General features: G+C 69.9%; 14 protein-coding genes and 1 tRNA gene. 11 read left to right on the top strand and 4 right to left on the bottom strand.

Annotated elements, in window-relative coordinates; all coding sequences use genetic code 11:
- Positions 1 to 19: 19 nt before the first annotated feature.
- The 8 genes from ileS (at position 20) to radA (ending at position 9,474) form a co-directional block, all read left to right on the top strand.
- Positions 20 to 2,848, top strand: a complete 2,829-nt coding sequence (gene ileS / locus LY625_RS08850; protein ID WP_233739767.1) for an isoleucine--tRNA ligase — start codon at positions 20 to 22, stop codon at positions 2,846 to 2,848.
- A 34-nt stretch (positions 2,849 to 2,882) separates the two neighbouring features.
- Entirely contained in the window at positions 2,883 to 3,380 is a 498-nt protein-coding gene (gene lspA / locus LY625_RS08845) for a signal peptidase II (RefSeq protein ID WP_233739765.1), read from the top strand.
- 36 nt (positions 3,381 to 3,416) lie between these two features.
- Positions 3,417 to 4,370 (top strand): 4-hydroxy-3-methylbut-2-enyl diphosphate reductase, encoded by a 954-nt coding sequence (gene ispH, locus LY625_RS08840; protein ID WP_233739665.1) that lies wholly within the window; start codon positions 3,417 to 3,419, stop codon positions 4,368 to 4,370.
- Between the two features lie 104 nt (positions 4,371 to 4,474).
- Positions 4,475 to 4,550 (top strand) — tRNA-Thr (locus tag LY625_RS08835).
- A gap of 125 nt (positions 4,551 to 4,675) precedes the next feature.
- The gene (gene tviB, locus LY625_RS08830) at positions 4,676 to 5,953 is read left to right on the top strand and encodes a Vi polysaccharide biosynthesis UDP-N-acetylglucosamine C-6 dehydrogenase TviB (protein WP_233739664.1); all 1,278 of its coding nucleotides are present in this window, start codon (positions 4,676 to 4,678) and stop codon (positions 5,951 to 5,953) included.
- Complete coding sequence (locus tag LY625_RS08825; RefSeq protein ID WP_233739663.1) at positions 5,950 to 6,990, top strand: NAD-dependent epimerase/dehydratase family protein; 1,041 nt, start codon at positions 5,950 to 5,952, stop codon at positions 6,988 to 6,990. The genes tviB and LY625_RS08825 overlap by 4 nt, the downstream gene beginning before the upstream one ends.
- Before the next feature lie 63 nt (positions 6,991 to 7,053).
- Positions 7,054 to 7,968, top strand: a complete 915-nt coding sequence (locus tag LY625_RS08820) for a DUF808 domain-containing protein (RefSeq protein ID WP_233739662.1) — start codon at positions 7,054 to 7,056, stop codon at positions 7,966 to 7,968.
- 93 nt (positions 7,969 to 8,061) lie between these two features.
- Positions 8,062 to 9,474 carry a DNA repair protein RadA gene (gene radA / locus LY625_RS08815; RefSeq protein ID WP_233739661.1) on the top strand — a complete coding sequence of 471 codons (1,413 nt, stop codon included), beginning with the start codon at positions 8,062 to 8,064 and terminating at the stop codon, positions 9,472 to 9,474.
- A 19-nt stretch (positions 9,475 to 9,493) separates the two neighbouring features.
- Here the strand turns inward: radA and LY625_RS08810 are convergent, their stop codons facing one another.
- The 4 genes from LY625_RS08810 to LY625_RS08795 are packed head-to-tail and all read right to left on the bottom strand — an operon-like array spanning position 9,494 to position 14,198.
- Positions 9,494 to 11,053 carry a DHA2 family efflux MFS transporter permease subunit gene (locus LY625_RS08810; RefSeq protein ID WP_233739660.1) on the bottom strand — a complete coding sequence of 520 codons (1,560 nt, stop codon included), beginning with the start codon at positions 11,051 to 11,053 and terminating at the stop codon, positions 9,494 to 9,496.
- 19 nt (positions 11,054 to 11,072) lie between these two features.
- On the bottom strand, positions 11,073 to 12,266 hold the full coding sequence (locus LY625_RS08805) for an HlyD family efflux transporter periplasmic adaptor subunit (RefSeq protein ID WP_233739659.1): 1,194 nt from the start codon (positions 12,264 to 12,266) through the stop codon (positions 11,073 to 11,075).
- Positions 12,263 to 13,708: an efflux transporter outer membrane subunit gene (locus LY625_RS08800; protein WP_343223479.1), complete on the bottom strand. Its 1,446-nt coding sequence runs from the start codon at positions 13,706 to 13,708 to the stop codon at positions 12,263 to 12,265. The genes LY625_RS08805 and LY625_RS08800 overlap by 4 nt, the downstream gene beginning before the upstream one ends.
- 43 nt (positions 13,709 to 13,751) lie before the next feature.
- Complete coding sequence (locus tag LY625_RS08795; protein ID WP_233739657.1) at positions 13,752 to 14,198, bottom strand: MarR family transcriptional regulator; 447 nt, start codon at positions 14,196 to 14,198, stop codon at positions 13,752 to 13,754.
- A 156-nt stretch (positions 14,199 to 14,354) separates the two neighbouring features.
- On the opposite strand from LY625_RS08795, the gene LY625_RS08790 reads away from it, so the two are divergent.
- The 3 genes from LY625_RS08790 to ffh all read left to right on the top strand — a co-directional run bounded on the left by LY625_RS08790 (position 14,355) and on the right by ffh (position 19,726).
- Positions 14,355 to 17,450: a TonB-dependent receptor gene (locus tag LY625_RS08790; RefSeq protein ID WP_233739656.1), complete on the top strand. Its 3,096-nt coding sequence runs from the start codon at positions 14,355 to 14,357 to the stop codon at positions 17,448 to 17,450.
- A gap of 52 nt (positions 17,451 to 17,502) precedes the next feature.
- Positions 17,503 to 18,288 carry a cytochrome c biogenesis protein CcsA gene (ccsA, locus tag LY625_RS08785; protein WP_233739655.1) on the top strand — a complete coding sequence of 262 codons (786 nt, stop codon included), beginning with the start codon at positions 17,503 to 17,505 and terminating at the stop codon, positions 18,286 to 18,288.
- A 67-nt stretch (positions 18,289 to 18,355) separates the two neighbouring features.
- Complete coding sequence (ffh, locus tag LY625_RS08780; protein ID WP_233739654.1) at positions 18,356 to 19,726, top strand: signal recognition particle protein; 1,371 nt, start codon at positions 18,356 to 18,358, stop codon at positions 19,724 to 19,726.
- Positions 19,727 to 19,735 lie beyond the last annotated feature (9 nt).

Genomic DNA, 19,735 nt, shown 5'->3' with positions numbered 1-19,735 from the left:
GCCGGCGACCGACTTCCCGATGCGCGGCGACCTGCCGCGCCGCGAGCCGAAGACCCTGGAACGCTGGGAAGCAGAGGGCCTGTACGGGCAGATCCGGGAACAGGTGAAGGACCGTGGGCGCAGCTTCGTGCTCCATGACGGCCCGCCCTACGCCAACGGCGTGATCCACATCGGCCACGCGGTCAACAAGGTGCTCAAGGACATCGTGGTCAAGTCGCGCCTGCTGTCCGGGTTCGACGCGCCCTACGTGCCGGGCTGGGACTGCCACGGCCTGCCGATCGAGATCGCGGTCGAGAAGAAGCACGGCAAGGTCGGCACGAAACTCGACGCGCGCGCATTCCGGCAGAAGTGCCGCGAGTACGCCGCCGAGCAGGTCGAGCTGCAGCGCCGCGACTTCAAGCGCCTGGGCGTGCTGGGCGACTGGGATAATCCCTACCTGTCGATGGACTTCCGCTACGAGGCGGACATGTTGCGCTCGCTGGCCAGGATCATCGAGCGCGGCCACCTGCTGCGCGGCGCCAAGCCGGTGCACTGGTGCTTCGACTGCGGCTCGGCGCTGGCCGAGGCCGAGATCGAGTACGCCGACAAGGTGTCCCCGGCGGTCGATGTCGCCTACCCGGTGAAGGACGGCCAGGCCTTCGCTTCGGCCTTCGAGACCGTGCTGCCCGGGGGTGTCGAGATCGCCGTGCCGATCTGGACCACCACCCCGTGGACCCTGCCGGCCAGCCTGGCGATCAGCATCGGACCGGAACTGGACTACGTGCTGGTGGAAGGCCCGGCACGCGCCGACGGCGGCCGCCGCTGGCTGGTCGTCGCCGAGGCGCTGGCCGCCCGGGCGCTGGCCCGCTACGGCATGGAGGAGGTCGACATCCACGGCCGCGCGAAGGGCGTGGAACTGGAGAACCTGGTCGTCCGCCATCCCTTCTATGCCGAGCGCGACATCCCGCTGCTGCTGGGTGGGCACGTTTCCGCCGAGGACGGTACCGGCGCCGTGCACACCGCGCCCGGCCACGGCCAGGAGGACTTCGCCGTCGCCCGCCAGTACGGCCTGGTCGGCAAGTACGAGGCCGCCCAGCTCAACCCGGTGGACGCCCGCGGCGTCTACCTGCCGGGCACCCCGGGCATCGGTGCGGTCGAGCTCGCCGGCCAGCACATCTGGAAGGCCAACGACGCCATCGTCGAGGCCCTGCAGGCCAGCGGCGCGCTGCTGGCCTTCCGCAAGCTCGAGCACAGCTACCCGCACTGCTGGCGACACAAGACCCCGGTGGCGTTCCGGGCCACCCCGCAGTGGTTCATCTCGATGGACAAGGCCGGCCTGCGTGCCGATGCGCTGGGTGCGATCGACAAGGTCGCGTGGGTGCCCGACTGGGGCGAGGCGCGCATCACCGGCATGGTCGAAGGCCGTCCGGACTGGTGCATCAGCCGCCAGCGCACCTGGGGCGTGCCGATCGCGTTGTTCGTGAACAGGGTCACCCACGAGCCGCACCCGCGCTCGGTCGAGTTGATGGAGCAGGTCGCGCGGCAGGTCGAAACCGGGGGCATCGACGCCTGGTACGACCTCGACCCGGCGACGCTGCTGGGCGCGGAGGCGGCCGACTACGAGAAGGTCACCGACATCCTCGACGTCTGGTTCGACTCCGGCGTCAGCCATGAGTGCGTGCTCGCCCAGCGTCCCGGGGACGGCCTGCGCAAGCCCGCCGACCTGTACCTGGAAGGTTCCGACCAGCACCGCGGCTGGTTCCAGTCCTCGCTGCTGACCGGCGTGGCGATGGACGGCGCCGCCCCGTACCGGCAGGTGCTGACCCACGGCTTCACGGTCGATGCGAAGGGCCGCAAGATGTCCAAGTCGCTGGGCAATGTCATCGCCCCGCAGAAGGTCATCGACCAGTACGGCGCCGACGTGCTGCGGCTGTGGATCGCCGCCGCCGACTACCGCCACGAGATGACCGTCTCCGACGAGATCCTCAAGCGCAGCGCCGACAACTACCGCCGCATCCGCAACACCGCCCGCTTCCTGCTGGGCAACCTGCACGGCTTCGACCCGGCGCGCGACCTGCTTCCGCTCGACGGCACGGCGGAGGAGGGCATGGTCGCCCTCGACCGCTGGATCGTGCACCGCGCCTGGACCGTGCAGGAGAAGATCATCGCCGCCTACGGCCGCTACGACTTCCCCGCCATCGTCCAGCTGCTGGCCAACTTCTGCAGCGTCGACCTGGGCTCGCTGTACCTGGACGTGACCAAGGACCGCCTGTACACCATGGGCGGGGACTCGCGCGGCCGGCGCAGCGCCCAGAGCGCGATGTACCGCATCGCCGAGGCCTTCGCCCGCTGGATCGCCCCGGTGCTGTCGTTCACCGCCGAGGAAGTCTGGTCGCACCTGCCCGCGGTGACCGCCGACGGTCCGCGTGCCGGCAACGTCCTGTTTGCCACCTGGTACGACGGCCTGGCGCCGATGGAGGAGGGCGCGCCGCTGACCGACGCCGACTTCGAGCGCTTGCTGGCCCTGCGCGAGAAGGTCGCGGGGGTGCTGGAGCCGATGCGCGCCGCCGGCGAGATCGGCGCCGCGCTGGAGGCCGAGATCACCCTGGCTGGCGGTGTCTCCGACCAGAACTGGCTGTCCCCGCTGGCCGAGGAACTGCGGTTCCTGTTCATCAGCGGCGACGTGCAGGTGGCCGCGGACGACGAGGCCAGGGACATCGCCGTCAGCGCGACACCGACTGCCAAGGAAAAGTGCGGCCGCTGCTGGCAGCACCGCGCGGACGTCGGTGCGGACCCGGCGCATCCCGCGATCTGCGGGCGGTGCGTGAGCAATATCGAAGGGCCCGGCGAAGACCGCCGCTGGTTCTGAGCGGAACAAGGGACAACAGGCCGGATCCTCCATGATCGACAAGAAGCCCAACGCCGCTGTCTGGCTCATCCTTTCCGCGGTGGTCCTGGTCCTTGATCAGCTCACCAAGGCCTGGGTGCTCGCCTCGCTGCCGGAATACACCGCCATCCCGGTGATCGACGGCTTCTGGAACTGGTACCGCACCTACAACACCGGCGCGGCCTTCAGCTTCCTCAGTGATGCCGGTGGCTGGCAGAAGTACTTCTTCCTGGCGCTGGCCGTGGCCATCAGCGGCCTGCTCGCCTTCTGGCTCACCCGCACCCGCCGCAATGACTGGAAGACCGCGCTGCCGTTCGCCCTGGTGATCGGCGGGGCGATCGGCAACGTCATCGACCGGATGCTGCACGGGCACGTCGTCGACTTCATCCAGTGGTACGTCGGCGACTACTACTGGCCGGCGTTCAACATCGCCGACGCCGCGATCGTGGGCGGCGCCATCGGCATAGCCCTGTTCGGCTTCTTCGGCACGAACTCCAGGTCCCGCGCCCCGTAGGGCGCGATGCGGTGCGTGCCGCGTATCATGTGCGCCATGGACGTCATCCTCGCCAACCCCCGCGGCTTCTGCGCCGGTGTCGACCGCGCGATCGAGATCGTCAACCGGGCGCTCGAAACGCTCGGGGCGCCGATCTACGTGCGCCACGAGGTGGTGCACAACAAGTTCGTGGTCGATGACCTCAAGGCGCGCGGGGCGATCTTCGTCGAGGAGCTCGACGAGGTGCCCGACGGCAACACGGTCATCTTCAGCGCCCACGGGGTGTCCAAGGCGGTTCGCGCCGAGGCGGAACGGCGGCGGTTGAAGGTGTTCGACGCCACCTGTCCGCTGGTGACCAAGGTCCACATGGAGGTCACCCGGCACTGCCGCGCCGGACACGACATGGTGCTGATCGGCCATGCCGGCCACCCGGAGGTGGAGGGCACCATGGGCCAGTGGCAGCGCAATGACGGCACCGGGAACATCTACCTGGTCGAGAACCTGGACGATGTCGCCACGCTGGCGCCGTCGCAGCCGGGCAACATCGCCTACACCACGCAGACCACGCTGTCGGTCGACGACACGCTGGAGATCATCGAGGCCCTGCGCCAGCGCTTCCCGGCGATCCAGGGCCCGCGCAACGACGACATCTGCTACGCCACCCAGAACCGCCAGGACGCGGTGCGCGAGCTGGCCCGGCGCTGCGACCTGATCCTGGTGGTCGGCTCGGTCAACAGCTCCAACTCCAATCGCCTGCGTGAGCTCGCCGAGCGCGAGGGCGTGGAGTCCTACCTGATCGACGGCGCCGGGGAGGTCGACCCGGCCTGGGTCGCCGGTCGCAGGCACGTGGGCGTCACCGCCGGTGCCTCGGCGCCGGACGTGCTGGTGCGCGGGGTGATCGACCGCCTGCGCGAGCTCGGCGCCGGTTCGCTGGAGGAACTGCAGGGCGAGCCGGAGAACATGGTCTTCGCGCTGCCGCGCGAACTGCGGATCCGGCTGGTGGAGGCCTGACCCGCCTGGCCTTCCGCTGATCGCGCCAGAGACCCGGGCGCACCCGCCCCATCGGATGCCGCGTTGACCCTGCTGGACCCGGACACCTACAATTCCGCTTCTTTGCCGCAATAGCTCAGTTGGTAGAGCAACTGATTCGTAATCAGTAGGTCGACGGTTCGATTCCGCCTTGCGGCACCAAATTCGCGATACCCGTCACTGATCCGCGTTGCCATGCCGCCGCGGACGGCGGTGGCACCTGATCGGCAGCAGTTGCGTTTACAGTGATTGCAGTCTTGCACGAGCAATCAGGGGCCGGGGATCGCATGCCTTCCATCGACAACGCTCGCCTGGCCATCATTGGCCTGGGTTATGTCGGCTTGCCGCTGGCCGTGGAGTTCGGCAAGCACTACGAGACAGTGGGGTTCGACATCAATCCGGCCCGGATCGATGAGTTGCGGGCCGGGCACGACCGTACGCTCGAGGTTGATGGACAGGAGCTCGCCACTGCGGCGCAGCTGCGCTTCACCGGCCAGACAGAGGACCTGCGCAGCTGCAACGTCTTCATCGTCACCGTACCCACGCCGATCGATTCGGCCAAGCGCCCGGACCTGACGCCGTTGACCCGGGCAAGCGAGGCGCTGGGCCAGGTGCTGGAGCGCGGTGACGTGGTGGTGTACGAATCCACGGTCTACCCCGGCTGCACCGAAGAGGTGTGTGTTCCGGTCCTGGAGCGTGTGTCGGGCCTGGTGTTCAACCGGGACTTCTTTGTTGGCTACAGCCCGGAGAGGATCAACCCGGGCGACAAGGCGCATCGGGTCACCAGCATCCTGAAGGTCACCTCGGGCTCCACCCCGGAGGCCGCGGACTTCATCGACGCGCTGTATGCCAGCGTCATCACCGCCGGTACCCACAAGGCCAGCAGCATCAAGGTGGCCGAGGCGGCCAAGGTGATCGAAAACACCCAGCGCGACCTCAACATAGCCCTTGTCAATGACCTGGCTATCCTGTTCAACAAGCTGGGGATCGACACCCTGGAAGTGCTGGAGGCGGCCGGGACCAAGTGGAACTTCCTGCCATTCCGGCCGGGCCTGGTGGGCGGGCACTGCATCAGCGTCGATCCGTATTACCTGACCCACAAGGCGCAGGAGGTGGGGCACCACCCTGACGTGATCCTCGCCGGACGGCGTACCAACGACGGGATGGGACCCTACGTGGCGGGCGAGGTGATCCGCCTGATGGTGCGCAAGGGCATCAACCCGGCCCGCGCGAGAGTGCTGGTGCTGGGACTGGCGTTCAAGGAGAACTGCCCGGACCTGCGCAACACCCGGGTGGTGGACATCATCGGTGCCTTGCAGGGCTACAGCGTGCAGGTGGACGTCCACGACCCGTGGGTGGACCCGGACGAGGCCATGCGTGAATACGGGATTGAGCTGATCAGCCAGCCGGTGACCGGCGGGTACGACGCAGTGGTGCTGACTGTCGCGCATCGCGAATTCCGCGACCTTGCGTCCGCTGGCGTGCGGCGGCTCACCTGCGACGGGGGCGTGGTGTACGACGTAAAGGGTCTGCTGCCGAGGGACGCCGTGGACGGGCGGCTGTGAGCGGGGCCGCCTGCGCCACCGCCTATGCGCGCGTGCAGGCGGAGTTGCGGGATCGCCCGCGCCACTGGCTGCTCACCGGGTGTGCCGGCTTCATTGGCTCCAACCTGCTGGAGGCGTTGTTGCGCCTGGACCAGCAGGTGGTAGGTCTGGACAACTTCGCCACCGGGTTCCGGCACAACCTGGATGAAGTGCGAGGGCTGGTGACGCCTGCGCAATGGGCCCGCTTCCGCTTCATCGAAGGCGATGTCTGCCGGCTGGACACCTGCCAGCGCGCCTGCGACGGCGCGGAGCACGTCCTGCACCAGGCGGCGCTCGGCTCGGTACCGCGTTCGCTCGCCGACCCGATCGCCACCAACCGCGCCAATATCGACGGCTTCCTCAACATGCTGGTGGCTGCCCGCGACGCCGGGGTGGCCAGCTTCACCTACGCGGCCAGCAGTTCCACCTACGGCGACCACCCCGCGCTGCCGAAGGTGGAGGACCGCATCGGCAAGCCGCTGTCGCCCTATGCGGTGACCAAGTACGTCAATGAGTTGTACGCGGACGTGTTCGCCGGCAGCTACGGCTTCCAGAGCATCGGCCTGAGGTACTTCAACGTGTTCGGCAGGCGGCAGACCCCGGCCGGTGCGTACGCGGCGGTGATCCCCAAATGGACCGCGGCGATGATCCGCGGCGAGGACGTGGTGATCAATGGTGACGGCGAGACCAGCCGTGACTTCACGTTCGTCGAGAACGCGATACAGGCGAACCTGCTGGCGGCCACCGCGACCGACGGGGCGCGCACCCGCGTCTACAACATGGCCGCCGGCGACCGGAACACCTTGCGCCAGTTGTTCGATGCGATCCGTGGGGCACTGCGCCGGTGTGGTGTGGAGTACGCCCGCGAGCCGGTGTATCGCGACTTCCGTCCTGGGGATGTGCGCCACTCGCTGGCCGATGTCTCACTTGCGCGCGAGCTGCTCGGCTATGTGCCGACGCATCGCCTCGCGCAAGGGCTGGCGGAGGCGATGCCCTGGTACGTGCGGCACCTGGGCTGACCGGACTCGCGGCCCTCACGGGTGTCGTGGACAATCGGCGGAACGTGCAATCCGGGACACCCCATGGCCGGCGCCAGCCTGTTCACCCTCCTTGACGACATCGCCACGCTGCTCGATGACGTTTCGATCCTGGCCAAGGTCGCGGCCAAGAAGACCGCCGGGGTGCTGGGCGATGACCTGGCGCTCAATGCGCAGCAGGTGACGGGGGTCACCGCGGCGCGTGAGCTGCCGGTGGTGGCCGCGGTGGCCAAGGGCGCACTGGTCAACAAAACGATCCTGGTGCCCGGCGCGCTGGCCATCAGTGCCTGGCTGCCGTGGCTGATCACGCCGTTGATGATGGCCGGTGGCGCCTTCCTCTGCTACGAGGGCGTGGAGAAACTGGCCCACCGCTTCCTGCACTCGAAGGAAGAGGATGCGCAGCGGCACGCGGAGCGCGTGCAGGCGCTGGCTGACGGGAATGTCGATCCGGTCGCATTCGAGCGCCGGAAGGTGAAGGGCGCGATCCGCACTGATTTCATCCTGTCGGCCGAGATCATTGTGCTGACCCTCGGCGTGGTCGCCGGGCAGGCCGTGATGCAGCAGCTGATCGTGCTCGCACTGGTGGCCGTGGGAATGGTGGTGGTGGTCTACGGCCTGGTGGGCGGGATCGTGAAACTGGACGATCTCGGCCTGTTGCTTTGCCGCCGCGGCGGCGTGCTGGCACCGGTCGGCGGCTGGTTGGTCACCGCGACGCCGTGGCTGATGCGGGGCCTGTCGATCGCCGGGACCGCAGCGATGTTCCTCGTCGGTGGCGGCATCCTGGTGCACTCGATCCCGGCGGTGCACCACTTCATCCTGTCGTTCGTGCCCGCGGGCGCGGTCGACTGGCTGGTGGAGAACCTCGCCAATGCCGTGTTCGGGATCCTGGCCGGCCTGGCCGTCCTGCTGGTGGTCCAGGGGATCAAGCACGTGCGCGGCAAAACCCCCGCGACCACGTAGGGCGGCTTTCGCGCCCTGCGGCATGCGCCGTCGCAGCGGCGGCGACGGGGGCGGGATACATTGATCGCCCGCTTAAGCCACGCCGCCACGCCCATGTCGATTGCCAGCAAGTCCCCCCGCACGGCCGCCAGGGCCAAGGTTGCCTACGTCTGCAGCGAGTGCGGCGAGGACCATTCCAAGTGGCAGGGCCAGTGCGCCGGCTGCGGGGAGTGGAACACGCTGTCGGAGTTCGTGGTCGAGCCCGCTGCCGCGGTGAAGGCGGGTGCGCCGGCGCGGCGCAGTGGCTGGGCCGGCAAGGTCGATCCGCCGAAGGTCACCGCGCTCAAGGACGTGCAGTACTCGGAAGAGGCGCGGGTCTCCACCGGCATCGGCGAGCTCGACCGGGTGCTGGGGGGCGGGCTGGTGCCCGGCGCGGTGGTGCTGGTCGGCGGTGACCCGGGCATCGGCAAGTCGACCCTGTTGCTGCAGGCGGTCGCGACCATGGGTGGGCGCCTGCCGTCGCTGTATGTCACCGGCGAGGAGTCGCTGGGCCAGGTCGCCGGCCGCGGCTCGCGCCTGGGGCTGCCGCTGGACGGGGTCAGTGCGCTGGCCGAGACCGGCATCGAGCGCATCCTGGAGCAGGCGGCGGCGATGAAGCCGGGCCTGATCGTCGCCGACTCGGTGCAGACGCTGTGGACCGAGTCGCTGACCGCCGCGCCCGGCTCGGTGAGCCAGGTGCGCGAGAGCGCGGCGCGGCTTGTGCGCTATGCCAAGGAGACCGGCACCGCGGTGTTCCTGGTCGGCCACGTGACCAAGGAGGGCGGCATCGCCGGGCCGCGGGTGCTCGAGCACATGGTCGATGCGGTGCTGTACTTCGAGGGCGAGTCCGGCAGCCGGTTCCGGGTGCTGCGGGCGTTCAAGAACCGCTTCGGCGCGGTCAACGAGCTGGGTGTGTTCGCGATGGGCGACAAGGGCCTGCGCGAGGTGCCCAACCCCTCGGCGATCTTCCTGTCCGGCAGCAGCGGCCCGCAGCCGGGCAGCTGCGTGATGGTCACCCGCGAAGGCACCCGGCCGTTGATGGTCGAGGTGCAGGCGCTGGTGGATTCCTCGCCGCTGGGCAACCCCCGGCGGGTGGCGGTGGGCCTGGAGGGCAACCGGCTGGCGATGCTGCTGGCGGTGCTGCACCGCCACGGCGGGGTGGCGACCGGCGACCAGGACGTGTTCGTCAACGTGGTCGGCGGCATCCGCGTGCAGGAGACCGCCGCCGACCTGCCGGTGCTGCTGGCGGTGCTGTCCAGCCTGCAGGACCGGCCGCTGGCCGAGCGCACGATCGCCTTCGGCGAGGTCGGCCTGTCGGGCGAGATCCGCCCGGTGCCCAACGGCGAGGACCGGCTGAAGGAGGCGGCGACGCATGGTTTCCGGCGGGCGATCGTGCCGAAAGCGAATGCGCCCAAGAGCGGGAAACTGGGCGAGCTGGAAATCGTCCCGGTCCGCACCCTGGCCGAGGCCCTGGAAGCCGCCTCCTGATTCACCCGCAAATACGCCGTCAGTGTCCGCCCGCGGCCGCCCCCGGTCCGCCCTTGGCGGTGAACGGTGGCTTCGCCAGCCAGACGAAGGCGATCACCACCAGGAACAGGATGCCCAGCAGGTGGAAGATCTCGTTGAAGCCGATCTGGGTCGCCTGCTGGGCGATCATGCCGTCCAGCATCATCGCCCCGCGCTGCACGTCGCCCTGGCCGAGCTGGGCCACGGTCTGCTGCATGGCCGGATCGTAGGCGTCGATGTGGGCGGTCAGCTGGGCGTGGTGCAGGGTGCTGCGCTGGCCCCAGCCCCAGGTGGTCAGCGAGGCAGCGAAGCTGCCGCCGAGGGTGCGCACGAAGGTGGCCAGGCCCGAGCCGGCGGCGATCTCGTGCGGTTCCAGGTCCGACAGCAGGATGGTCAATATCGGCATGAAGAACAGCGCCACCCCCAGGCCCTGGATCAGCTGCACCTCGGCGACGTGGCGGAAGTCGACATCGAGGTTGAAGCCGGCGCGCAGGAAGCTGGTCAGTGCCATCACCACGAACGCCGCGCTGGCCACCATGCGCAGGTCGAAGCGCATCGCGTACTTGCCCACCAGCGGGGTCAGCAGGATCGGCAGCACGCCGATCGGCGCGGTGGCGAAGCCGGCCCAGATCGCGGTGTAGCCCAGGTTGCGCTGCAGCCACAGCGGCACCAGCAGGCCGACGCTGAAGAACGCCGAATAGGCCAGCACCATGGCGATGGTGCCGCTGGTGAAGTTGCGGTGGCGGAACAGCCGCAGGTTGACGATCGGGTCGCGCTCGGTGAGCTCCCAGATCAGGAACACCGCCAGCGCGATCACCGCGGTGATCGACAGCACCACGATCTCGGTCGAGGCGAACCAGTCCTTCTCGTTGCCCAGGTCCAGCACCAGCTGCAACGCGCCCACCCCCAGCACCAGGGTGGCCAGGCCGACGTAGTCCATCTTCGGCTTCTCCAGCCGTTCCGGGCGGCCCTTGAGCTGGCGCCCGACCACGAAGCTGCAGAACAGCCCGATCGGCACGTTGATCAGGAAGATCCACTCCCAGCTGTAGTTGTCGGTGATCCAGCCGCCCAGGATCGGCCCGGCGATCGGCGCCACCACGGTGACCATGGCCAGCAGGGCGATCGCCTGGCCGCGTTTTTCCCGCGGATAGACCGAGATCATCAGCGCCTGGGTGATCGGGTACATCGGCCCGGCGACGAAGCCCTGCAGGGCGCGGGCGCCGACCAGCGTGCCCATGCTGCCGGCCAGTCCGCACAGCAGCGAGGCCACCGAGAACGCGGCGGTCGCCCACATGAACAGCTTGCGCTCGCCGAATCGGCGGGTGAGGAAGCCGGTCAACGGCAGGGCGATCGCGTTGCTGACCGCGAACGAGGTGATCACCCAGGTCGCCTGGCTGCCGCTGCCGCCCAGGTTGCCGGTGATCGCCGGCAGCGAGACGTTGGCGATGGTCAGGTCCAGCACCTGCATGAACGAGGCGAGCGCCAGCGCGACCGTGGTCAGGCCGAGGTGGGGCGGGACGAAGCCGCCGGCGGTCGCAGGCTTGGTGGGGGAGGTGGCCATCGGTGTTCCGGGGGGCGGCTCAGCCGCGGGCGGCGAGGTTGTCGTGCACGATCTTCTCGATCAGCGCATCGACCTCGGCGATCTGCCGGGCATAGGCGTCGGTGCTCAGCACCGGCTGGGTCGGCGGCTGCGCGGCCAGCACCGCGCCGTCCTGGTCGTGCAGGTCGACCTCCACGCTCATGCTCAGCCCGAGCCGGAGCGGGTGGCTGGCCAGCTGTTCGGGATCGAGCTCGATGCGCACCGGGACCCGCTGGACGATCTTGATCCAGTTGCCGCTGGCGTTCTGCGCCGGCAACAGCGAGAACGCGCTGCCGGTGCCCATGCCCAGGCTGGCGAGGTGCCCGGTATAGCGGATGTCGCCGCCGTACAGGTCGGCGCGCACCGTGACCGGCTGGCCGATGCGCATCCTCGCCAGCTGGGTTTCCTTGAAGTTCGCCTCCACCCACATCTGCTCCAGCGGCACCACGGTCATCAGCGCCGCGCCCGGCTGCACGCGCTCGCCCAGTTGCACGCTGCGCCGCGCCACGTGGCCGGACACCGGGGCGACGATCTGCGCGCGCTGCAGGTCCAGCCAGGCCCGGCGGACCTGTGCGGCGGCGGCCTGGACCTGCGGCTGGCGGGCGACGGTGGTCTCGTCGACCAGCGCCCGGCTGCGCGAGAGCTGCCCGCGGGTGGCCGACAGCGCGGCCTCGGCGGCGTCCAGCTGGGTGCGCGCGTGAGCCAGTTCCTCGGCCGAGACCGCGCCACTGGCGACCAGCCCTTCGCGTCGTGCCACGTCGGCCCGCGCCCGGGTGACCGCCACCCGCTGCGCCGACAGTTCCGCCTCGCCGGACTCCACCGCGCTGTACAGCCCGCGCACCTGGCGCACGGTGGCGGCGAGATTGGCGACCGCCTGGTCGTAGGCGACCTGCGCGTCGTTGGGGTCGAGCTGCACCAGCACCTGTCCGGCTTCGACCCGCATGCCGTCGTCGGCACCGATGCTGACCACGGTACCGGCGACCTGCGGGGTGACCGCGACTACGTTGCCCTGGGCGTAGGCATCGTCGGTTGACTCGTGCCAGCGCGCCACCAACAGGTACCAGGCGGCCCAGGCGATGCCGGCCACCGCGATGACCAGGGCGAGGATCAGCAGTGCCTTGCGGCGCCGTCCGCGGACGGGGGCAGGCGCGGGCCGGGGCGGCCGGGCGGCGTTGGGATTGGGTTCGGTGGTCATTGCGGGCGGGTCCGGTCCGGGACGGTGGAAAGGGAAGGTGCGGCGGGCGCCAGGCCGCCGCCGAGCGCCTGGTCCAGGGCGACGGTCGCGGCCAGGCGCTGCGCGCGCAGCGAGGCGAGCTGCTGGTCCAGCCGGGCGAGGGGTTCCTCGGCGGCGAGCACGTCCAGCTGGTTGCCGAGCCCCGCCTGGTAGCGCGTCCGGGCGATCCCGGCCGCCGCGTCGGCGGCCTCGCGGGCGCGGGTCGCCTCGACCAGGCGGGCATCCAGCGAACGGGCCGCCTGCAGCGCCCCGGTCACCTCGCGCAGGGCATCGAGCAGCTGCTGGTTGTACTGGGCGACGGCCAGGTCCTGGGTGGCGCTGCTCTCGGCCAGCCGGCCGCGCAGGCGCTCGCCATCGAAGATCGGCAGGCTGAGTGCCGGGCCGCCCTGCAGCAGCAGGGCGTCGCTGCCGAACAGGTCCGACAGGCTGCCGGCGGCGAGGCCGGCGATCGCCGCCAGGTTCACGCTCGGGCGGAATGCCGCCCGGTCGGCTTCCACGCCCTGGTGCGCGGCCTCGACCCGCCAGCGGGCGGCGACCACGTCCGGGCGGTGGCCGAGCAGTTCGCTGGGCAGCACGTCGGGGAGGCGCGGGGCGGGAGCGGCGAGCAGGGCGGGGCGTTCGATCTCCAGGCCCCGGTCCGGGCCCTTGCCAAGCAGTGCGGCCAGCGTGTTGCGCTGGCTGTCGATCTGCGCCTGCGCGGCCTCGGCCTGCTCGCCCGCGCTGGCGATGGCGCTTTCGGCCTGGCGCAGCTGCAGTTCGCTGTCCAGGCCGGCCTCGACCCGCTGGCGGCCCAGCTCCAGCAGGCGCCCGGCGCGGGCGCGGTCGGCGACCGCGGCATCGCGGGTTTCGAAAGCCTGCGCCAGACCGATGTAACTGCGGGCGATGTTCGCCGCGAGCGTGAGCCGGGCGGCCTGCGCCTCGACTTCGGTGGCGCGCGCCTCGCCCAGCGCCGACTGCCAGCGGGCGCGCTGGCCGCCCCACAAGTCAGGGCTCCAGGACAGGTTGAGCATCAGCACGCCGCTGGTGTTGAACTCGCCGCCGATCGGCGGCTCGACGATCGATTCCGGGATCTGCAGGCCGGAGATCCGCGCCGAGGCGCCCACGGTCGGCCGTCGCGCGGCGTCCGCCTGGCCGGCCCGGGCCAATGCCTGGCGCAGGCGCGCGTCCGCGGCATCGAGCCCGGGCGTACCGGCCAGCGCCTCGTCGATCAGCGCGTCCAGTTGCCGGTCGCCCAAGACGGTCCACCAATTGCGGACGGGGAATGCGGCATCCGCCAGCCGGGCCGTGGCCAGGCTGCGGCCGGCATCAAGACCGTCGGCATCGAGCAGGCCGTCACGCGGCGCGATGCCGCCGGTGCTGGCGCAGCCGGCCAGCAGCAGGCCAAGCGCGAGCGCGGACAACACGGGCTTCAGCCCGCGGGGCGGGCGAGGTCGGATCGGGGGCATGTCAGGAGCCTTGGAGAGTGAGGTTGTCGCGGACCCGGTCGAGCAGGGCGAGCAGCCGGGCGCGGTCCCCGGCGTCGAGGCCTTCCAGGGCCAGCGTGCGGACGCGCTCGCCACAGTGGTCCACGTCCTTCCACAGTGCGGCGCCGGCCGCGGTCATCGTGACCTGGACCGCGCGCCGGTCGCTGGGATCGGCGCTGCGTTCGACCAGCCGGCGGGCCTCCAGGCGGTCGATCAGCCGGGTCATCGCACCCGGATTGAGCTCGGCCGCACGCGCCAGCTCGGTGATTCCGGTCGCGCCCGTGGCCAGGTGCCTGAGGGTGATGTACTGGCTGAAGGTCAGCTCGTGGCCGGCTGCCTGCAGCTCGCTTTCCATCCGCGCCCACATCGCGTCGCGAAGCTGGCGGAACACCAGTCCGAGGGTGGTGGCGGAGGCGGTTGCGGTCGACATGACCGGGGAATTTTATTGCGCGCGCAATAATTGTCAATGCAATTGATTGCTGCCGGAAAGCCGGGGCTCACGTGCCGTGAGGGCGGCCGCGGGCGCTTTTCTGTTTCAATGCCGCCCCGCGACACCTCGGCAATCATGGAAAGGCAAGGAAAGACGATGTCGGTAATGGAAAAGGGAGCGCTGGCCGGCGCCATCATGGTCGCGCTCGCGGCAGCCCCGCCGGCCCTGGCGCAGGAGGCACGGCCCGCGGTGACCGGGGTGGTCCAGCCGGAGCAGGCGGGTTCGCTCAGCGGCTACATCTTCGACCCGGCCACCGACGGGTACCTGCGCAATGCGATCGTCAGGGTCAGGAGCGCATCCGGCCAGCAGACCGTCACGTCCGGCAGCGGCGGCGTGTACCGGGTGCACGGCGTCCCGGCGGGACCGGTGGAACTGACCGTCGAGTTCACAGGCTATCTGGTCCAGTCGTTGCAGCTCGAACTGGCACCGGGCGAGGCCAGGCGCCAGGACGTGGACCTGCACAGCGCCGCGGTTTCCGCCGACGGGGCCAGGACGCTGGACACCCTGCGGGTGGTCGGGGTGCGCGAGGGCGATGCCCGCGCGTTGATGGAACAGCGCGCCTCGATGGACATCACCAACAGCCTGTCGGCGGAGTCGTACGGCGACATCTCCGAGGGCAACCCCGGCGAGTTCATCAAGTTCATGCCCGGGGTGGACACCGACAGCACCGGCGACGGCACCGTGCGCACCCTCGGGCTGCGCGGCATGCCATCGGCCTACACCGCGATCACCTTCAACGGCGTGGGGCTGGCCGCGGCCGACGCCAACACCGGTGCCGGCAGCTCGCGCAGCTTCAGCTTCGAGCAGATGTCGCTGAGCAACCTGGACTCGATCGAAGTGTCCAAGACGGTCAGCGCCGACGTCGATGCCAACGCGCCGGCCGGCACCATCAACCTGAAGACCAAGCGCGCCTTCGACCGTGAGGGGCGGCAGCTCGTCGCGCAGCTCAGCGGCACCACCCATTCCAACGTCTGGGATTCAAGGGGCCGGACCGGGCCGGGCGAGGGCGGCTATGGCGGGCGCCGGGTGCTGCCCGGCGGCCAGGTCGAGTATTCGGACGTGTTCCTCGACCGCCGGCTGGGCGTGGTGTTCACCGCCAGCGAGTCGAACCTGTACGTCGAGCAGGAGCAGATCACCGCCAACCGCAATTACCTGCCGAGCGCCGCAAGCCCGGAGCCGCTGGCGATCACCTCCATCAACCCGCAGATGGGGACGCGCGAGATCATGCGCGCGGCGGCCTCGCTGAACGTCGACTACAAGGCCAGCGACAACCTGGTCCTGGCGCTGGCGACGGTGTTCAACCGCTCGGGGATCTGGGCCGGCTCGACCAACTACACCTTCACCAGCGGCGCGCGCGCCCACGGGGTGGACGGGGACCCGGTCCGGGACTTCAGCACCCGGCAGCCGGACACGGCCGACACGCTGTCGATCACCAACTCGATGACCTACAAGGACGGACGCGGGCGCACCCTCGTGCCCAGCTTCGAGTACAGCAACGAACACCTGAAGCTGGAAGGCCACCTGTCGTTCTCCAACTCGATCAGCACCTACGACCCGCAGGGCCGCAAGGGCGCGGCCAACACCATGAGCGCGCTGGTGGCCCGGGGCAACTTCTCGGCCTCGCGCGGCGACACGACGCTGGGCCAGCCATGGCAGATCACCCAGCTGGACGGCGTGGACTGGAGCGACCCGGCGGCGTTTTCCTCGGTCGATCCGCTGATCCTGCGCACCAACAGCGGTCCGTACGCCGAGGTGAACCTGCGTGGCGGGGCGCTGGACCTGACCTTCGACCAGGACTTCGGCCGGGTGCCGGTGGAGTTCAAGACCGGCCTGAAACGGCAGCGCGCCGACTACGACTTCCACAACCGTGGCGACCTGGACCGCTACGCCTACGCCGGCCCGCTCGACCTGACCGAGCTCCTGCGCCGGATCCAGAGCGACAACCAGGCCTCCTACGCCGACAGCGGCGTCGGCTTCACCTCGCTGGACGGGCACACCGACCTCTACCTGCCCAGCATGTACAAGCTGCTGGAACTGTGGCGCGCGAATCCGGAGCACTGGGTGCCCACCACGGCCAGCTCGCCCAGCGAGTGGTACGGGGTGTACGTGGGCAACACCACCGACTACCGCGAAGAGGTCGACGCGCTGTACTTCATGGGCACCGCCGACCTCACGCCGCGGCTGAAGGCGCGGGCGGGGCTGCGCTGGGAGCAGACCGGCACGCGCTCGGTGGAGCATGACCGGCTCTCGCCACAGGAGCTCGCCGCGGCCGGGTTCGACGTCAACCCGGACACCGGCCTGGCGACCACCATCGAGGGCCTGGAGCACCAGTTCCTCTCCCGCCCGAAGGTGGCCCGCAAGGGCCGCTACGACCACTTCTTCCCCAGCGGCTCGCTGAAGTACTCGTTCGACGACAGCACCGACCTGCAGCTCGGCTACAGCCGCACCATCCGGCGCCCGGAGGTCAGCCAGCTGTCGGGCACCTGGTCGATCGACGAGATCGAGCGGATCGTCCGTGCCCCGAACGCCGGCCTGGAGCCGGAGATCTCCGACAACCTGTCGGTGCGCCTGGCCCGCTACTTCGAGCCGGTGGGGGTGGTGGCGCTGAACTATTTCCAGAACCGGATCGACGGCCTGTTCCAGAGCCAGGAGATGACCGCGGAGGAGTTCGGCTACACCGGCGAGGAGTACGCCGACTACACCTTCATCACCACCGAGCGGGTGAGTGGCGACGCGATCCGGATCCACGGCTGGGAGCTGGAATTCAGCCACGCCCTGGACTACCTGCCCGGTGCCTGGGGCGGACTGTCGGTGCGTGGCTCGTTCATGGTCAACGAACCGGAGGTCCCGATCGTGCGCATGGCCGACAAGCTCGGCTCGCTGTCGATCTCCTGGCAGCACGGACCGGCACGGCTCTACCTGAACACGGTCTGGACCGACGACAAGTACCGCTCGACCACGCCATCGTGGTTCGCCGAGCAGTGGGATACCAACCTGTCCGGCAGCTATGCCTTCGGCCGGCACTGGGAAGGTTTCTTCTCGGTGCGCAACCTGCTCGACCGCAACCGCAACGTGATCGTGCCCAACTCGCTGGCGCCGGACGGCGCACTCAACGGTGGCCACGGCAACCACGGGGCGATCTACATCCACGGCGGCCGCAACGCCATGGTCGGCCTGCGCGCGCGGTTCTGATCCCGCCGCCCGCGGTGTACCCGCCGCGCGGCGGGCGTGCGACACTTGCGCGATGACAATCGTTCTCATCGCGGTGGCCTGCTACCTCGCGGCGGCGGCGGCGCTCGTGGCTTCGATCGTGGCTGACCGCGCCGGCTCGCGTGCCTGGTTGCTGCCGGTGGTCCCCGGCATCGTGCTGCACGGCCTGGACCACGTGCTGGACTGGCGGGCCAGCGGTGGCGCCGACCTGCACCTGTTCGCCGCGCTCTCGCTGGTGACGCTGGGCATGGCGCTGATGACCACGGCGGTCGGCGCGCGCGGGCGCATGGCGCTGCTGGGCGTGGTGGTCTACCCGCTGGCGGCGCTGGCGCTGCTGGGCCATGGGCTGCGCGGCGACCTGGCGCCGATGCCGCTGGACTGGCGGCTGCAGCTGCATGCCTGGCTGGCGTTGCTGTCGTACGCCACCCTGGCGATCGCGGCGCTGCTGGCGGTGATGCTGTGGCTGCAGGAGCGGGCGCTGCGCCGGCGCGACCTGCACGGCTGGTTGCGCGCGCTGCCACCGCTGGTGGAACTGGAAACCCTGCTGTTCCGCAGCATCAAGGTCGGCTTCGTGCTGCTGAGCGCGACCCTGCTCACCGGCGTGCTGTTCGTCCACGACCTGCTGGCCCAGCATTTGGTGCACAAGACCGTGCTCAGCGCGCTGTCGTGGGTGGTGTTCGGCGCGCTGCTGGCCGGGCGCTGGCGCTACGGATGGCGCGGAAGGACCGCGGTGCGGTGGACCCTGGTGGCGATGGGGTTGCTGGTGCTGGCGTTCTTCGGGACGAAGGTCGCGCTGGAGGTGGTGCTCGGCGTCCGGTGATTGGCCCGCGCACCCGGCCGGGAATGCGCCGTACAATGACCGGTCCGTTCGTCCGTGGTCCCCGTCAATGTTCGAATCCCTGTCCCAGCGCCTGTCCGGCACCATCGAGCGCCTGCGCGGCCGTGGCCGGCTGACCGAGGAGAACATCCGCGAGGCGACCCGCGAGGTGCGCATCGCGCTGCTGGAGGCCGACGTCGCGTTGCCGGTGGTGCAGGCTCTGGTCGAGCGGATCAAGGTGCGCGCGGTCGGGCAGGAGGTGGCCAGGTCGCTGACTCCCGGCCAGGCGCTGATCAAGATCGTGCGCGACGAGATGGCGACCGTGATGGGCGCCCAGTCGTCGGAGCTGAGCCTCAACGTGCAGCCGCCGGCGGTGATCCTGATGGCCGGCCTGCAGGGCGCGGGCAAGACCACCACGGTCGGCAAGCTGGCGAAGCTGCTCCGCGAGCGCCGCAAGAAGAAGGTGATGGTGGTCAGCGCCGACGTCTACCGTCCGGCCGCGATCGACCAGCTGGAGACCCTGGCCGGGCAGGCTCAGGTCACGTTCTTCCCGTCCACTGGCGACCAGCGCCCGGAGGACATCGTCCGCGCCGCGATCGCCGAGGCGAAGAAGACCTACATCGACGTGCTGCTGGTCGATACCGCCGGCCGGCTGGCCGTGGACGAGGCGATGATGGCCGAGATCAAGGCCCTGCACGCCGCGGTCAACCCGGCCGAGACCCTGTTCGTGGTCGACTCGATGACCGGCCAGGATGCGGCGAACACCGCGAAGGCCTTCGGCGAGGCGCTGCCGCTGACCGGCGTGGTGCTGACCAAGACCGACGGCGATGCCCGCGGCGGCGCGGCGCTGAGCGTGCGCTACGTCACCGGCAAGCCGATCAAGTTCATCGGCACCAGCGAGAAGCTCGACGGGCTGGACGTGTTCCACCCCGACCGGGTCGCCAACCGCATCCTCGACATGGGCGACGTGCTCAGCCTGGTCGAGCAGGTCGAGCAGCAGGTCGACCAGGACAAGGCCGCCAGGCTGGCGGCCAAGGTCGCCAAGGGCAAGAAGTTCGACCTGGCCGACATGCGTGACCAGCTCGAGCAGATGCAGAGCATGGGCGGGATCGGTGGCCTGATGGACAAGCTGCCGGGCATCGGCCAGATCCCCGACGAGGTCAAGGCGCAGGTGACCGGCAAGGAGGTCCCGCGGCAGATCGCGATCATCAACTCGATGACCCAGCGCGAGCGCCGCAATCCCGCGCTGCTGAACGGCTCGCGCCGCAAGCGCATCGCCGCCGGCGCCGGCGTCACCCCGGCGGACGTGAACCGGCTGATGAAGCAGTACCAGCAGATGGAAAAGATGATGGGCAAGCTGGGCCGCGGCGGCATGAAGGGCATGATGCGCGGGATGAAGGGCATGATGGGCGGCGGCATGCGGGGTCTTCCGTTCCGCTGATCCGGCCCG

This window comes from Lysobacter sp. GX 14042 (genome assembly GCF_021390425.1).
In the GTDB taxonomy this organism is placed as follows: Bacteria; Pseudomonadota; Gammaproteobacteria; order Xanthomonadales; family Xanthomonadaceae; genus Novilysobacter.
Note: the sequence above shows the minus strand (reverse complement) of the source record. Positions and strands in the feature narration are given on the sequence as shown.

What these genes read in the sequence shown, in the direction of transcription:
- LY625_RS08805 (WP_233739659.1), bottom strand. Translation starts at nt 12,266, where the DNA reads ATGACCACCGAACCCAATCCCAACGCCGCCCGGCCGCCCCGGCCCGCG.
- ispH (WP_233739665.1), top strand. Translation starts at nt 3,417, where the DNA reads ATGGACGTCATCCTCGCCAACCCCCGCGGCTTCTGCGCCGGTGTCGAC.
- ccsA (WP_233739655.1), top strand. Translation starts at nt 17,503, where the DNA reads ATGACAATCGTTCTCATCGCGGTGGCCTGCTACCTCGCGGCGGCGGCG.
- radA (WP_233739661.1), top strand. Translation starts at nt 8,062, where the DNA reads ATGTCGATTGCCAGCAAGTCCCCCCGCACGGCCGCCAGGGCCAAGGTT.
- ffh (WP_233739654.1), top strand. Translation starts at nt 18,356, where the DNA reads ATGTTCGAATCCCTGTCCCAGCGCCTGTCCGGCACCATCGAGCGCCTG.
- LY625_RS08790 (WP_233739656.1), top strand. Translation starts at nt 14,355, where the DNA reads ATGTCGGTAATGGAAAAGGGAGCGCTGGCCGGCGCCATCATGGTCGCG.
- tviB (WP_233739664.1), top strand. Translation starts at nt 4,676, where the DNA reads ATGCCTTCCATCGACAACGCTCGCCTGGCCATCATTGGCCTGGGTTAT.
- ileS (WP_233739767.1), top strand. Translation starts at nt 20, where the DNA reads ATGCGCGGCGACCTGCCGCGCCGCGAGCCGAAGACCCTGGAACGCTGG.
- LY625_RS08795 (WP_233739657.1), bottom strand. Translation starts at nt 14,198, where the DNA reads ATGTCGACCGCAACCGCCTCCGCCACCACCCTCGGACTGGTGTTCCGC.
- LY625_RS08810 (WP_233739660.1), bottom strand. Translation starts at nt 11,053, where the DNA reads ATGGCCACCTCCCCCACCAAGCCTGCGACCGCCGGCGGCTTCGTCCCG.
- LY625_RS08820 (WP_233739662.1), top strand. Translation starts at nt 7,054, where the DNA reads ATGGCCGGCGCCAGCCTGTTCACCCTCCTTGACGACATCGCCACGCTG.